This window comes from Candidatus Epulonipiscium viviparus, assembly GCF_030708075.1.
In the GTDB taxonomy this organism is placed as follows: domain Bacteria; phylum Bacillota; class Clostridia; order Lachnospirales; family Cellulosilyticaceae; genus Epulonipiscioides; species Epulonipiscioides viviparus.
The window spans coordinates 649,579-664,711 of sequence record NZ_CP117982.1; the positions used below are offsets into that span (position 1 = coordinate 649,579).

General features: G+C 38.1%; 13 protein-coding genes. 10 read left to right on the plus strand and 3 right to left on the minus strand.

The annotated features are described in order from the left end of the window. The first annotated feature begins 113 nt into the window (after positions 1–113). A complete protein-coding gene (locus PCY70_RS02345; protein WP_305768291.1) occupies positions 114–2,432 on the plus strand; it encodes a glycoside hydrolase family 2 TIM barrel-domain containing protein in 2,319 nt (772 codons plus the stop codon). A 60-nt stretch (positions 2,433–2,492) separates the two neighbouring features. On the opposite strand, the gene PCY70_RS02350 is transcribed toward PCY70_RS02345, so the two are convergent. Next, positions 2,493–4,745, minus strand: a complete 2,253-nt coding sequence (locus tag PCY70_RS02350; RefSeq protein WP_305768292.1) for a glycoside hydrolase family 26 protein — start codon at positions 4,743–4,745, stop codon at positions 2,493–2,495. Between the two features lie 288 nt (positions 4,746–5,033). On the opposite strand from PCY70_RS02350, the gene PCY70_RS02355 reads away from it, so the two are divergent. From PCY70_RS02355 to PCY70_RS02375, 5 genes are all read left to right on the plus strand, one after another. Then, entirely contained in the window at positions 5,034–5,543 is a 510-nt protein-coding gene (locus PCY70_RS02355; RefSeq protein ID WP_305768293.1) for a hypothetical protein, read from the plus strand. A gap of 2 nt (positions 5,544–5,545) precedes the next feature. Beyond that, positions 5,546–6,043: a hypothetical protein gene (locus tag PCY70_RS02360; protein WP_305768294.1), complete on the plus strand. Its 498-nt coding sequence runs from the start codon at positions 5,546–5,548 to the stop codon at positions 6,041–6,043. 357 nt (positions 6,044–6,400) lie between these two features. After that, positions 6,401–7,072 carry a hypothetical protein gene (locus PCY70_RS02365; protein WP_305768295.1) on the plus strand — a complete coding sequence of 224 codons (672 nt, stop codon included), beginning with the start codon at positions 6,401–6,403 and terminating at the stop codon, positions 7,070–7,072. Between the two features lie 112 nt (positions 7,073–7,184). Continuing rightward, complete coding sequence (locus PCY70_RS02370) at positions 7,185–7,526, plus strand: hypothetical protein (protein WP_305768296.1); 342 nt, start codon at positions 7,185–7,187, stop codon at positions 7,524–7,526. A 27-nt stretch (positions 7,527–7,553) separates the two neighbouring features. Next, positions 7,554–8,933: a hypothetical protein gene (locus tag PCY70_RS02375; protein ID WP_305768297.1), complete on the plus strand. Its 1,380-nt coding sequence runs from the start codon at positions 7,554–7,556 to the stop codon at positions 8,931–8,933. Here the strand turns inward: PCY70_RS02375 and PCY70_RS02380 are convergent. Then, positions 8,824–9,723, minus strand: a complete 900-nt coding sequence (locus PCY70_RS02380; protein ID WP_305768298.1) for a biotin--[acetyl-CoA-carboxylase] ligase — start codon at positions 9,721–9,723, stop codon at positions 8,824–8,826. The genes PCY70_RS02375 and PCY70_RS02380 overlap by 110 nt on opposite strands. A gap of 156 nt (positions 9,724–9,879) precedes the next feature. On the opposite strand from PCY70_RS02380, the gene PCY70_RS02385 reads away from it, so the two are divergent. The 4 genes from PCY70_RS02385 (at position 9,880) to PCY70_RS02400 (ending at position 13,902) form a co-directional block, all read left to right on the plus strand. Then, complete coding sequence (locus PCY70_RS02385) at positions 9,880–11,628, plus strand: BglG family transcription antiterminator (protein WP_305768299.1); 1,749 nt, start codon at positions 9,880–9,882, stop codon at positions 11,626–11,628. A gap of 129 nt (positions 11,629–11,757) precedes the next feature. Then, a complete protein-coding gene (locus PCY70_RS02390) occupies positions 11,758–12,243 on the plus strand; it encodes a PTS sugar transporter subunit IIA (RefSeq protein WP_305768300.1) in 486 nt (161 codons plus the stop codon). Next, the gene (gatB, locus tag PCY70_RS02395) at positions 12,244–12,525 is read left to right on the plus strand and encodes a PTS galactitol transporter subunit IIB (protein ID WP_305768301.1); all 282 of its coding nucleotides are present in this window, start codon (positions 12,244–12,246) and stop codon (positions 12,523–12,525) included. Between the two features lie 15 nt (positions 12,526–12,540). After that, complete coding sequence (locus tag PCY70_RS02400; protein WP_305768302.1) at positions 12,541–13,902, plus strand: PTS galactitol transporter subunit IIC; 1,362 nt, start codon at positions 12,541–12,543, stop codon at positions 13,900–13,902. A gap of 32 nt (positions 13,903–13,934) precedes the next feature. Here the strand turns inward: PCY70_RS02400 and PCY70_RS02405 are convergent, their stop codons facing one another. Next, a complete protein-coding gene (locus tag PCY70_RS02405; RefSeq protein WP_305768303.1) occupies positions 13,935–15,086 on the minus strand; it encodes a site-2 protease family protein in 1,152 nt (383 codons plus the stop codon). Positions 15,087–15,133 lie beyond the last annotated feature (47 nt).

The following is a 15,133-nucleotide window of genomic DNA, read 5'->3' on the forward strand; positions in this document are numbered from 1 at the left end:
TATAAGCAGTATTGGCAATCGCTAGTGTTTTTATAACAGGTGAGCCTTGCAAAAATTTTACTGATATGATAGTCTGCTAGAAGATAGTTCAATAACAAGTTTTGGAGGTATGTATGAAACATAATTGGAAATTCAAAAAAGGTGAAATGAACGATGCATATAGAATAGATTTTGACGACTCAGATTTTAGAATAGTATCTGTACCACACGATTACGCGATAGAGGGACCCTTTTCTCCGGATAACGATAAACAAGGCGAAAAAGTGGAAGCCGATGGAATCCACGATAAGATTACTCATGTTGGGCGAACCGGAGCGTTGCCAATTACCGATTGGGCTTGGTATCGCAAAGAATTTTTTGTGGACAAAGATGCCAAAAATGTATTCTTAGAATTTGATGGAATCATGTGTAACAGTACGATATATGTAAATGAAACTGAAGTGGGTGGCAGAATTTATGGCTATTCATCGTTTAGTGTAGATATAACTAGTGCTTGTAAGTTTGGAGAAAACAACTTGCTGGCTATTTCGGTGCGCCCAGAAGGCAATGCGTCGCGATGGTATCCAGGAGCAGGAGTATATAGAAATGTGCGTTTGGTTCAAAAAGGCAGTGAATATTTTCCATATTTGCCATTGTTCATACGTCCGGCAGTAAAGGGAGATTGCGCAGAAGTAGCATTCGATATTAACGTGGCAACTAATGAACAAGAGTATATGCTCGATGTTGCAATATATGACCAAGAAGGTAAATTGGTAGCATCTCAAAAATATACTTCAACGAAAGCAAAGTTTTCTGGAGAATTAGAACTTGAAAATTATCATCTGTGGGAAATATTAAATTCGTATTTATATACCTTCGAAGCAAAACTATATATAAAAGGAAAAGAAGCAGATATCGCAATAACTAAATTTGGCATTAGAACAATTGACTACGGCCCAGACAAAGGCTTATATATCAACAATAAATATACAAAGCTAAACGGTGTGTGCATGCATCACGATCTGGGAGCGCTAGGAGCCGTGGTTAATATATCTGCTATCAATCGTCAAATTGAAAAGTTAATCGATATAGGAGTAAATGCGATTAGATTTAGCCACAATCCGCCATCTCCAGAATATCTAGATGCGTGTGATAGGTATGGAATTGTAACAATAGATGAAGCATTTGATGAATGGAAAATCCAAAAAGTTTCAAACGGATACGGAAAGCACTTTAATCAAGAAGGTGAAAAAGATATTCGCACGATGGTAAAACGCGATCGCAATCATCCGTCTATTATAATGTGGTCGATAGGCAACGAAATATTAGAGCAACGATTGATATATGGCTGGAAGTATGCAAAATTTTTAAGCGATATTTGCCACGAAGAGGATCCAACACGACCTACGACGGCAGGATTTAATAACACAGAAGGAGCATTTACTAATGGGCTTGCAGCAGAAGTTGATATAGTTGGTGCCAATTATAAGCCGCATCAGTATGTGCGTTTTCATAACACATATCCAGATGCAGTATTATATGGTAGCGAAACATCATCTTGCCTAAGTTCTCGCGGGCACTACTATCTGCCAAAGCGCTACCCATCAATAGCAGAGCCGATGGAAGACTTGCAAATGTGCTCATACGATATGGAAGGGCCGGCTTGGGCATACTATCCAGAACGAGAAATATATGTGCAAAAGAAAAATGACTATCTGCTAGGAGAATTTGTGTGGACAGGCTTTGACTATCTGGGAGAGCCAACACCGTATCGCTTGGAGTGGCCATCGCGTAGCTCATATTTTGGAATATATGATTTGGCAGGGCTAAAAAAAGATCGTGCGTATTCATATATGTCGGCGTGGACAGATAAAGAATTTATCCATATATTGCCACATTGGAATTGGAACGAAGGAGATGTAGTAGATATCCATTGCTATACACACGCAAAAGAAGCGGAGTTGTTTGTAAACGGAGTTTCATATGGAATTAAGCATAAAGATGAAAACGATGAGCTTTTATCTAACAGGTTAATTTGGAAATATATAAAATTTGTGCCAGGAGAAATTACAGTAGTTGCGCAAGATAAGACCAAAATGAGTGCAACAATAAAGACAGCTGGAGAGCCGGCTCAAATAAAAATTACACCAGAGAGAACCGAAATCAAAGCCGATGGAGAAGATCTAATATACTTTGTGTTAGAAATTTTGGATAAAGACGGCGTGCTGTGTCCAAAAGCTAATAACAGAGTGGATTTAACAGTAGATGGCGGAGAGTATGTAGCCGCTGATGCTGGAGATGCGACATCGTTAAGAATGTTTACAGAGCCATACTGTGAGGCATTTAGCGGAAAGTTGGTAGCGATAGCCAAATCGTCGGCGGCGGGAACGCTAACTCTAAAAGCAACGGCGCCAGAACTGGGTGAAGCGACGGCAAAGATACAGGTAAAATGATAAAAGTATGCGCATAAATAAGGCCGTAGCAGCGAAAGAATCTGCTATGGCGTGCATATATTAGATAAGCGAAAATATGGAAATCTTATCCTGAAGCTCTGAAAGTTCACGGGATAGACTAAGATCTAGTGCTTCGTGTTGAACAAGAGGTTCATCAGATATAACGGGTGCGTTGGAGACCAATGACGGCTCTACTTTGATAGCCGTAATATCATCTATAAATATAAAAGACGTTAAAATATAGTGGTCACCCTGTTTTGATAACAAGCCGTCGTCGGGTAACGATGCGACATTTTCGAATACAGAGTTGAACCAAAATTGAATAGATTTAATCTCTGCAGGATTAACTGGCTTACCAGATCTTTGACCAATAAATTGATCAAATGGGATGGTGATGTATTTGGCTTCAGTAGTTTTCATAAAGTCGGTAAGTTCTGTTTCAAACTCTTCCTGTGCAGTTGATAGCTGAACCACAAATTTTTGGCCATACCCATCGGGTTGAATCCACATACTAAGTGCGTTGTAATTAAACTCTTCGGAGATTTTAATCTTTTTGCCAGAAACAAAGCCTGCCCATACAGTAGTTCCGCGATAATCTAGCGTATAGTTTAGTTGTCCCATAAATTGCCCTAGTCCTTCATATTGAGGATACAAATTAAATGATGCGCTACTTCCGGCGGCAGCGGTAGAGTCGCCATATGCCAAACGAACAACTTCGTCGTAACCAAAGTAGTATTCAAAGTTTTCAAAGATATGTTGCGGAGGAGAAGGTCTTTCTTTGCCGATGCTAATAAATGAAACCTGTCCTAATAGTTTTCCGTCAGCAAGTAGTGAAATATCGGCTGTGTTGGTTGGGATAATAGAAGCGATATCGTCTTCAGAAAATGTTACGATATATAACCCGTCCTCATTGAGTGTAGCAGGAAAACTGATGATCCCAGATGCAGAATCAGAAATCATAAACTCTACTTCTGTTGCGTTTTGAGCAACACCGATGAACGTTGTAGGTTTCAGTATGGTTTGCATATCGTGTGGAGCTAGCAAATATCCAGTGGGAGGTTGTGGTTCTGATGTGGCCTCAACATGAGGGGTGGTATCGTAAAAATTCGTGCCTGTGGCAAAAATAATTCCGCTTGTATTGTATAAATCTATGAACTCATTAATCATTTCATGCCCGGAGGTTGCGTTATATTTAAACGGTATAAAAAAATCATCGGCAGTAAAGTTGGCCCATAAAAGGGTGTATGCCAATCCGCATTCTTGAGCGATTTTGAAAATATTAGCAAAAAAGTTTTGGTTTGCTATTGGATTATTCGTAATATCTAAGCCATTTTTGGAGCCATCTGCGCGGCGAATGCTCGCACCAGTTTCGGATAAGGCTGGGATTTTGTCTTTAATCATTGCAGCTTCAGCAAGAATTTTACAAGACGTTTGAAGTGTATTTATATACAGAGTGTTATATTGTTCACCAGCAATTGAGTAGTCGCAGTAGTAGTTGAATGCCATAATATCGACATAGTCATCTCCGGGAAATTTTTCGAGATAATGACCAATAGAGTCGAAAGGTCCGTTTGGTGAATATACATATAGAAAATTATGTACACCATTGTCTTTTAAATAATCGACAGTGTATCTATATAAAGATTTGTACGTATTGATAGAAAGAGCAGAGCCCCACCAAAACCAGCCGCCATTGTTTTTGGGAAACGGACGAAATAGTACGGGGATATCTCCTATGGCGGAAGCGTATTGTACGATTATATCGAGATACGTATTAAATTTATCGTTGAGCTTACCTCCGGGCAAGATGTGTGCGACAGGGTTGCCAGATAAATTTTTAGAATCTATAAAACTGGCTCCGAAATAATCATAGTCGCCATCAGATATATCAAATCGCGAATCTGTAAAATTGGGTGGATAAACAGATAAAGTAATGAGAGCGCCTTCGCTAGCAGCTTGTTTTGTGATTTCAACACTCTTGGCAAACGCATCAGCAAGAGAGGTTGCCTCTATTTCGCTACCAGTTAATGTGGCGGCATCGAAACCTACAAGGCCAGCATAAGTGCCGGTAATTTCTTTAACATCAGAGCCACCAGCTGCATTGGAATATACACAGTGAGTGAGATCGTTTTGATGCCCAAACAAAGTTTGATTAGCAGCAGACAAAGACCGCAAAAATGCAGCGGCGGCCCTAGTGGTCGGGGTAGCTTGTTTGTCGGCAAGGGAAACAGAGTCAGGTAAATACGACAAGTTTGCCTTTTCCGGGGTACCTGCTAAAGATGTTATCTGAACAGTATGATCTAATGTCATCATAAAAATTCCTCCTAAATATAGTGTAGTAAAAAATGTACTGTTACAAGCAGTAACCGTTTTGAAGTAGATGGTTAGTCATATTGTAATAATAAATAATTATAATGAATTATAGTATAAAAAATAAAATTTGTAAAGAGTATAATTTGGATGAAACAAATTGAAATTTCAGAAATCATGTCTATGAGTTTTTGTGCATATTCAAAATCATGTCCACATAATATAATATTAAGTATTTTGAATAAAATGATATCAAATTATGAAACAAGTTAAGAAGAATTGGAGGACAAAATGAATTTCAAAGAAAATTTTAAAGAGAATGTAAAAAAAGCAGAATCAAATACGGCGAAAGCTCTAGCATTTACAAATCTGAAAATGGGAAAATCTTCGGAATCAGCGGAGAATCCAACAGAAGAATCGAATACGGCGAAAGTTCCAGTATTTGGAAACTTGAAAATAGGAAAAGCTACAGAAACGGGAGCAGCGGGGAAAACTCCAGCGGAATCGAATGCGGCGAAAGCACCGGCATTTGCAAATCTGAAAATAGGAAAAGCTACAGAGTCGGGAGCAGCGGGGAATACAACAGCAGAATCGAATACGGCGAAAGCACCGGTATTTGGAAATTCGAAAATGGGAAAAGCTACAGAGTCAGGAGCAGCGGGGAAAACTCCAGCGGAATCGAATGCGGCAAAAACTTCAGCATTTGCAAATCTGAAAATAGGAAAAGCAACGAATCGGAGCAGCGGGGAAAACTCCAGCGGAATCGAATACGGCAAAAGCACCGGCATTTGGAAATTCTGAAAATGGGAAAAGCTACAGAGTCAGGAGCAGCGGGGAAAACTCCAGCGGAATCGAATGCGGCGAAAGCACCGGCATTTGCAAATCTGAAAATGGGAAAAGCTACAGAGTCGGGAGCAGCGGGGAAAACTCCAGCAGAATCGAATGCGGCAAAAACTTCAGCATTTGCAAATCTGAAAATAGGGAAAAGCTACAGAGTCAGGAGCAGCGGGGAAAACTCAGCAGAATCGAATACGGCGAAAGCACCGGCATTTGCAAATCTGAAAATGGGAAAAGCTACAGAGTCAGGAGCAGCAGGGAATACAACAGCGGAATCGAATACGGCGAAAGCTCCAGCATCTGCGAATCCGAATACGGCGAAAGCACCAGCATTTGGAAATCTGAAAATGGGAAAAGCTACAGAGTCAGGAGCAGCTGGGAAAACAACAGCAGAATCGAATACGGCGAAAGCACCGGCATTTGCAAATCTGAAACGGCGAAAGCTCCAGCATCTGCGAATCTGAAAAGCGAAAGCTCCAGCATCTCAATCGAATACGGCGAAAGCATCGGCATTTGCAAATCTGAAAATAGGAAAAGCAACGGAATCTGGAGCAGCTGGGAATACAACAGCGGAATCGAATGCGGCGAAAACACCGGCATTTGCAAATCTGAAAATAGGAAAAGCAACAGAATCTGGAGCAGCGGGGAATACAACAGCAGAATCGAATGCGGCAAAAACTTCAGCATTTGCAAATCTGAAAATAGGAAAAGCAACAGAATCTGGAGCAGCTGGGAATACAACAGCGGAATCGAATACGGCGAAAACTCCAGCATCTGCGAATCCGAAAACGGCGAAAGCACCAGCATATGCAAATCTGAAAATGGGAAAATCTTCGGAATCAGCGGAGAATCCAACAGAAGAATCGAATACGGCGAAAACACCGGCATTTGCAAATCCGAAAACGGGGAAAGCACCGGCATTTGCAAAACTGAAAATGGGAAAAGCTACAGAAACGGGAGCAGCGGGGAAAAATCCAGCAGAATCGAATGCGGCGAAAGCTCCAGCATCTGCAAATCCGAAAATAGGAAAAGCTACAGAATCGGGAGCAGCGGAGAAACCTCCAGCAGAATCGAATACGGCGAAAGCTCCAGCATCTGCGAATCCGAAAACGGCGAAAGCACCAGCATATGCAAATCTGAAAATGGGAAAATCTTCGGAATCAGCGGAGAATCCAACAGAAGAATCGAATACGGCGAAAACACCGGCATTTGCAAATCCGAAAACGGGGAAAGCACCGGCATTTGCAAAACTGAAAATGGGAAAAGCTACAGAAACGGGAGCAGCGGGGAAAACTCCAGCAGAATCGAATACGGCGAAAGCACCAGCATTTGCAAATCTGAAAATGGAAAACTACAGAGCAGGAGCAGCTGGAATACAACACGGAAACGAATGCGGCAAAAGCTTCAGCATTTGCAAATCCGAAATGGGAAAAAGCTACAGATCAGAGCAACCGGAAAAACTCCACGAATCGATACGGCAAAATTCATATTGAAATCACAAAAAAGAAAGCAACGAAATCGGGAGCGACAAGTAAAAAAGCAAAGGCTGGAAAGTCTGCAAAAGATAAAAAGATAAGCTTCGCAAATCTAAAGGGAGTAAAAAAAATGAAGACAACGAAGCTAGCTCTAAAAGCGAAGGCTCAAAAACAGAAGGAAGCTAGGAAAAAATTTATAAAAAATTTCAAAAAAAAGTTGGCAACGAGAAAAGTAAAAAAAGTGATAATATCAATAATAATAGTTGGTATTACGAATTTTGTTATATTTTTTGCAGAAGGTATGGCCGATGAAGCGGTGAGCGGCATAAAGGGGTACTTTGCAGGAGATGAGGAAGTTGCAGAAGATGAAGAGGTTATAGAAGGTGAAGAGGCTGAAGAAGATGAGGACGAATCTAAAAAAAAGAGTATGAAAGCTGATGATCTAATAAAAGAGGCGCTAAAAAGGAAGTAGGAAAAAATTGTAAAAGGAGGCAGTGTAATGAAATTATTGAGTAGAATGCTAATGTCTACTTTGGTGATAGCTATTGTGGCGGCAGCTTCTATGTATGTATCAGATGGCGAAAACGCGGTGGGTAGGGAGACTATTAGAAGAGATACATATGTACTGAGTGGGCTTCAAGTAGATATTACTGGAGCTGCAGAAGTGGTAGAAAATGGAAATGAGACTGAAGGTGAGAATGGATTTGCAGATGTGATAAGTAAGTGGTATGACGATATCGTAAATGTAGTAAAAGGGTTTCAAGAAGATATCGCCGCAGATGAGCAGATAGCAAGCGAGGATAATGGCGAGCTTCAAACGAATGTCTCAGGTGCAATGGAGGATCTGTATAACCAGGCAAAAGAGTTGTATGACAATATCGTAAATGCAGTAAAAAAAATGTATGACGATATCGCAAATGTAGTAAAAGGGTCTCAAGAAGATGTCGCCGCAGATGAGCAGATAGCAAGCGAGGATAATGGCGAGCTTCAAAGGAATGTCTCAGGTGCAATGGAGGATCTGTATAACCAGGTAAAAGAGTTGTATGACAATATCGTAAATGTAGTAAAAGGGTCTCAAGAAGATGTCGTCGCAGATGAGCAGATAGCAAGCGAGGATAATGGCGAGCTTCAAACGAATGTCTCAGGTGCAATGGAGGATCTGTATAACCAGGCAAAAGAGTTGTATGACAATATCGTAAGTGCAGTAAAAGGGTTTCAAGAAGATGTCGTCGCAGATGAGCAGATAGCAAGCGAGGATAATGGCGAGCTTCAAACGAATGTCGCAGGTGCAATGGAGGATCTGTATAACAAGGTAAAAGAGGTATATTCAGGTATCGTAAATAAGATAAATGAGTTTTTTGTAGATACTGATGAGATAGATGATGTGGATGAGACGAACGGGGTTAGCAGTTATGATGTGAGTGAACCGCGTAAGGAGAATATATATCAGGTGCAATTTTATGAAAGTTTTGCCAAAGAGGGTACATATGAAGATGCTGAAGAGGATGTAGTCACACTTTATGAGGATGTTGTATATAAGATAAGTGGATTTTATGAAAACTTTGATCAGGATACGTATGTACATGAGGATGTTGTAGTAGAGATAAATAACGTATATAAAGATATAGTATATAGGGTAGATGAGTTTTATGAAAAGTTTTATAAAGATGCGTATATAGAAAGAGATGTGATTTACGCAGCGAATGAGCTATATGAGGATGCTATATTTGAGGTAGGCAACTTTTATCAGGGCGTTGTAGATGATGAGGCTATAGAGATGGCGATTGAGATCTACGATGCGGTGGTAAAGGAGATAATTGACAGCAGCATTGTGGGAGACGCAATAGGAATTGGATTGGTAAATAAAATGAAGTTTTGATAGAGAATATTGAAAATATTGAGAATAGAAATAGCACCAACCATATTGCTGGAAGGTGCTGTTTTAGTTTATACTTTTTCTCGCACGGTGATTGCCTGCTGGATATAATGCTTCCTGCAATATTTTCCAATTCACTTGGAAAGCCCTCTGGTGGGGAATACACATTGATGCCGATTCCTAAAATCACATATTCGGAGGTATTATTTTCGAGACTAAAAGAGCTTTGAGTTAGAATGCCACATATTTTTTTGTTGTTTAAGTAGATATCATTGACCCATTTGATTTTGGGAGAAAGATTAAAAATTTTGGTAATTGCTTTACAGACGGCCACTCCAGCCATTGCGGTTACAAAGTTGACTGTATTGCTATCGTTTGGTTTTAGAAGTACACTAAAATATATGCCAGAGTTTTTTGGAGAGAAGAAAGTTCTACCAACTCTGCCCATTCCGGCTTCTTGAGCATTTGCAATGATAACGAGCCCTTCGGGTTCAGCGTAGCGCTGCTTTAAAAGTAGGTTGGTAGAGGAAACTACATCATAGCATTCGATATTAAACATTGAGGGCTCCAAAAGATATTGCGATATAATTTCGCTATTTAGAATATCGTTTTGTGGGTCAAGTCGATAGCCTTTGTTTCGTATGGCATCGATCGTGTAGCCATCATTTTTGAGAGAATTAATATATTTCCAAATTGCAGTTCGAGATACACCTAATTGATGAGCAAGAAATTCGCCAGATAGATACTGTTCTTGGTTATTGCTTAATATTTTAATTAGATCATTTTTTGTCATTAATATCACCTCGATTTACAGTATAATATAAAAGAAAGCGATTGTCAACCAAGAGTAGGACAACTGGTTGACAATTGCAAACATATGCTCTCCCTTGAAGAGTGATAAATTTCTTAGTAAGATTGTAGTTACTACAGTAGATTAGGAGTGGCGACAATGAATAAGCGTATCGTAAAAATAATGCAAATATTAGCAAAGAAGAATATGACATTAGATATGTTGGCAGAAAAATATGGTGTAACTACCAGAACAATACGCAATGATATTAATATTATAAATGAGTTATTGTATAAATATGAGTTAAATACTTTGGAGCTAAAAAATGGAGGTATTATAGTAGTTGCGACGGACTTTGCAAAAATATTAAAATGTATAGATAAAGATTTTTATGTATACAGATTATCGAAGACCGAAAGAGTTTTGATGGCTATTGCTTTGATTGTAGATATTAGAGAATATATAACCTTGGCAACTGTGGCAGAAATTTTATGTGTTAGTAGAGCAACAATTATAAATGATTTGATCGATATAAAAAAAGTAGCTATCTCATATGGCATTACTATTAATTCATATCGCCATAAAGGTCTAATAGCAGATGGTACTGAATTTGATAAACGATGGTTTTTGGTGAAAGTAAATAGCAGCTATAGTTTTATGAATAGCTTTATTTCGTCTGATGTAATTAAAAAGATGATAGCAGAAATTTTATATGAAATAGAACATACGCATAAAAAATTTTTGATGGAAAGAGCTCAAAGTAGTATTTATCAATATTTATGCGTGATGTTGAAACGAAATTTGAGAGGATATTATATAGAAGAAAAAGTGGAAGCGGTTCAAGAATATATAGTATTGGCAGAGGATATTATTCGAGGTATTTTACAATATAATGAAGTAGAATATAAGATAGGTGAAGTTTATTACCTGAGTGTATTATTATCAAAATGTAGATATATGGAAAATCAAACATTTAATGTAGATTCTGTTAAAATTCAGATTATCGCACGAAAGTTTATAAGTAAGATTTCTGAAGTACTTGATATCAACTTAAATAATGATTACAACTTTTTTAATAATTTATCAGCTCATTTGGAATATATGCTGATGTCCGAATTGATACCTTATGCTGATAATACTGCAATAGCAGAAGTGATAGAAGAAAATGTTGCTGTGTTAGAGGCAGTAAAAGAATGTTTGGATGTATTTGAGAATTATAGTGATCGTATATTGCTTAATACAGAAATAGACTATATAACGATACATGTATGTACTGCTATTGAACAGAATAACAATAAAATGGAAAAATTGGAAAAAGAAATTAATCTAAATGAAGTGTTAGTAATTATTAGTACTATTATAGAAAGATACTCTGTGTCAAAAGCCGAAATAGTGATGCCAGAAATAGAAAAAGAGCTGACACAATATTTTGGTAAGACCTCTCCGAGATTACAAGAGTTGTTGTCAGCTGATCACATTAGGGTGGATATAGTGTGTAGAGATTGGAAAGATGCGATATGGAAGTCTGCAGAAATATTGTTGAATAAAAAGTATATAGATGAGAAATACATTTATGCTATGATAAATAATATAGAGAAAAATGGTCCATATATTGTGATAGCACCTGGATTTGCATTGCCTCATGAATCAATAGACAAAGGAACATTTAAAGTAGGAATGAGTTTAATTCGGCTGGCAGAAGGAGTAAATTTTGGAGCTGAAGAATTGGATCCTGTGAAATTTGTATGTTGTCTTAGTGCAATAGATTCTATTACGCATCTAAAAGCTTTTTTTAATCTAATAAATTTATTAACATTAAAAGAATTTAGAGATGACTTAAGTATTGCTGGCTCTGCAACAGAAATATTTGATATAATAAAAAGATATGAAAATAATATAAAATACTAAAATTATACAAATAAAAAATCAAATTTATTGTATAAGTATAGAAATTTTCATAAATAATGAAGCAACTTAAACTTTTCTAAAGACAAAATGTATGTTACCATATTTATATAGACGAAAGGAGGTAGGTAGATGATATGGGAAGAGTTAGAAAATAACTTGGTTCATATATCAGTAGACTTGGTTCATATATCAGTAGACGCAACAACGATGGAAGAGGTTATGCAAAAGGTAGGAAAAACTTTTGTTGATACAGGATATTGTAAAGAGACATTTATAGAAGCGTTGATTGCAAGAGAAAAAGAATTTCCTACAGGGTTGGATATTGATGGCATAGGGGTGGCAATTCCGCATACAGATATTAGTCATGTCAATAGGGCTGCCGTGGCTGTTGCAACGCTTAAAAAATCGGTAACATTTGTGCAAATGGGGACAGATGATGAATTTGTACAGGTGAGACTAGTGTTTATGCTAGCCATTGATAATCCAGATGCTCACCTCGATAAATTGGAGGCAATAGTGGCTATTATTCAAGATAGAGAGATACTAGAAAAACTATTAAAATCTAAAAATAAAATAGAAATTGTAGAAATTATAAAAGCAAAGGAGCTAAAGTAAATGAAAATTAAAGTAATCGTAGCTTGTGGAGGCGCCGTGGCAACATCGACAGTGGCAGCAAATAAAGTAGTGGAATTAGGAAAAAAAAATGGCATAGATATTGATATTTGCCAGGTTCGAATTTCAGAAATTGAATCAAATTTATCTGGTGCAAAACTGATTGTAACCACTTCGAATGTCAAAAGAGATTATGGAATCCCATTGGTTAAAGGTATGCCGTTTATTTCGGGAATTGGTATTGAAAAAACTGAGAAAATTATTTTGGATATACTACAAAACTAAGAAAGGAATGAGATTATGTGGGAGGGTATAGAAACAGGGATTAATTATATTGTTGATATGGGTGCATCTGTTATGCTTCCAATTGTTATTGCCATCCTTAGTGTACTAATTGGAGTTAAGGTAGGAAAAGCAATACGCGCAGGTTTAATGATAGGTGTAGGATTTGTGGGACTGGGTTTGATAGTGGATTTAATGAACTCGCAGTTAGGGCCCGCGGCGGCGGCGATGTCGGAGCGATTTGGTTTATCTCTGAGCGTAATTGATATAGGCTGGCCAGGAGCATCTCCTATGACTTGGGCTTCAGAAATAGCAACGATTGCTATCCCGCTTGCAATAGTGGTAAACATTGTGATGCTAACATTTAAACTTACAAAAACCGTTAATATAGATATATGGAACATTTGGCATATGACATTCACTGGTGCTATTGCTTATGTAGTGACAGGAAATTTTTGGATTGGGATATTGGGAGTTATAGTTCATGCAGCAATAGCATATAAATTGGGAGATCTGTGGGCTCCAATGATGGTAGATTATTTTGAATTGGATGGAATAACAGTGCCTCATGGAACATCTGCTTATATGGCACCTATCGCTTGTGTGGTAGACGAAATAATAGAGAGAATTCCCGGGCTAAATAAAATTGATATTACAGCAGATATACTCCAAGAAAAAGTGGGTATACTAGGAGAGCCGATTACAATAGGCGCAATATTGGGAACAGGCGTTGGATTTTTAGCAGGATATTCTGCTCAAGAAGCATTGCCATTGGGTGTGCAGATGTCGGCAGTAATGGTATTGATGCCGAAAGTTGTAAAATGTATTATGGAGGGTTTGCTTCCGATATCAGATCGTGCAAAAGAAATTATGACAAAAAAGTTTGGGAATTCAGAATTTTACATAGGATTAGATCCTGCAATATTGTTAGGAGATCCGCAAGTGATAACAGCTGGTCTAATTTTTATGCCACTAACACTTTTAATCGCCGTATTAGTGCCTGGAAACAGAGTTATGCCATTTGGTGATTTAGCAACTATCGGATTTTTTATTGCAATAGCTGTTGCAGTGCATAAGGGAAATATTTTTCGTACCCTATTTTCGGGTTCACTAATTATGTATATGACAATATGGATTGCAAATCAAACAATACCATGGATGACGGCACTGGCAACATCTACAGGAAGTACTGATGGAACTCATATGATAGCAGCATTGGATCAAGGTGGAAGTCCAATAACATATATTTTTACGCAGTTATTTACGTTTGAAAATATAATAGGAATGATTGTAATCGCTGTGATATATATTGGAAGTTGCTATGTTGCGATTAAGTGTTCCAAAAAACGAATGGCGGCAGTAAATGAACAAGAAGAATAATGAGGACTACTAGCAATAGTCCTTTTTTTGCGTTAAATATGAGCATTGGTTGCGCTAGGAATATAAGGAGGAATATGGCAAACGTTGAGGTTGGGTTTTGTATCGATGTAATTCATTAAAATTTGTTCTGCCTTGATAGCACCGAGAATGGGGTAGGTCTTTGCAAGGGCATTGAAGTCAGCTTTTACTTTTGCGGCAGAAAGGTCGTCGCGTTTGTATAGTAAATAATAGGCATATAAGATGCGTTTACTACTGAGATGATTTTGCTTTAGATGCGATGAAACAGCGGCGTAGAGGTTGTCGGTTTCTTCGTTTTCGGTTGCAATGCTAACGGTGCCATCTGCTATGGTGGTTAAAGTTCTATTGCCTGTGACGATATCGAGAAATAGTAACTCTTTCAGATACTCAAAATGTATAACCGTAGGTAAAGTATATTCGTATTTACTCATCTTGTTAAACTCACTTCTAATGGCATCGAACTGTAGCCGCTCGTAATATGCCGCGATTTCGGTAAATTTTAATGCTAGCTTAGTAACATTAGAATAATCTACTGGGGAAAGAATTGTGACAGGATGGGCTGCTAAAAATTCGCTTAGCAGGGCGCCATGTGTATGCGCTGTGAGAGATGTTAGATTTTGATAATAAGCAAGCTTATTTTCTGGTGAATGGTATACGGTTGTAAGTAGCCTGCCATCATTAGCTATGTTGAGGTTTAGAGGTATTCCGTTTAGAGTAGCAAATATGATTCCGATGACTATGGCAGAGACGCAAAATATGATTGCATATATATTGGTGACAAAAAACAGTAGTGCAACAAAAGCAAGGCTCGTAATTATGTTGGCAAGAACTCCTCCAAATAAGTATAGGAAAAAACTGGTTTTTTCAACGCTATTGCGAGGACACATTTGGCAAAATCCGGCAGCACCGGCTAGGCTAAATGTTTTGATCTTTAAGCCATCGGGATATTTATATATAGCAAGAGAGCATAGGCTTATAGAAACAAACTTAAAGCCTGTAAGCAAAGCAAAAACTAGATGTCCTAATTCGTGAGCGATAGTATGTAGCAAGATGGTGGATGCGATAAGTAATAAAACGAGTAGATAGTTTAAGCCAGAAAATAATATGGCAGCGCCCAGCGCCACGCCGAGTGCGATAAAAAGCAACGAAAATAAGAATTTTTTCATGTGATTCCTCCGTAATATTATAATATAAAAAACCTACAACCCAACAT

What these genes read in the sequence shown, in the direction of transcription:
- PCY70_RS02345 (WP_305768291.1), top strand. Translation starts at nt 114, where the DNA reads ATGAAACATAATTGGAAATTCAAAAAAGGTGAAATGAACGATGCATAT.
- PCY70_RS02350 (WP_305768292.1), bottom strand. Translation starts at nt 4,745, where the DNA reads ATGATGACATTAGATCATACTGTTCAGATAACATCTTTAGCAGGTACC.
- PCY70_RS02355 (WP_305768293.1), top strand. Translation starts at nt 5,034, where the DNA reads ATGAATTTCAAAGAAAATTTTAAAGAGAATGTAAAAAAAGCAGAATCA.
- PCY70_RS02360 (WP_305768294.1), top strand. Translation starts at nt 5,546, where the DNA reads ATGGGAAAAGCTACAGAGTCAGGAGCAGCGGGGAAAACTCCAGCGGAA.
- PCY70_RS02365 (WP_305768295.1), top strand. Translation starts at nt 6,401, where the DNA reads ATGGGAAAATCTTCGGAATCAGCGGAGAATCCAACAGAAGAATCGAAT.
- PCY70_RS02370 (WP_305768296.1), top strand. Translation starts at nt 7,185, where the DNA reads ATGAAGACAACGAAGCTAGCTCTAAAAGCGAAGGCTCAAAAACAGAAG.
- PCY70_RS02375 (WP_305768297.1), top strand. Translation starts at nt 7,554, where the DNA reads ATGAAATTATTGAGTAGAATGCTAATGTCTACTTTGGTGATAGCTATT.
- PCY70_RS02380 (WP_305768298.1), bottom strand. Translation starts at nt 9,723, where the DNA reads ATGACAAAAAATGATCTAATTAAAATATTAAGCAATAACCAAGAACAG.
- PCY70_RS02385 (WP_305768299.1), top strand. Translation starts at nt 9,880, where the DNA reads ATGAATAAGCGTATCGTAAAAATAATGCAAATATTAGCAAAGAAGAAT.
- PCY70_RS02390 (WP_305768300.1), top strand. Translation starts at nt 11,758, where the DNA reads ATGATATGGGAAGAGTTAGAAAATAACTTGGTTCATATATCAGTAGAC.
- gatB (WP_305768301.1), top strand. Translation starts at nt 12,244, where the DNA reads ATGAAAATTAAAGTAATCGTAGCTTGTGGAGGCGCCGTGGCAACATCG.
- PCY70_RS02400 (WP_305768302.1), top strand. Translation starts at nt 12,541, where the DNA reads ATGTGGGAGGGTATAGAAACAGGGATTAATTATATTGTTGATATGGGT.
- PCY70_RS02405 (WP_305768303.1), bottom strand. Translation starts at nt 15,086, where the DNA reads ATGAAAAAATTCTTATTTTCGTTGCTTTTTATCGCACTCGGCGTGGCG.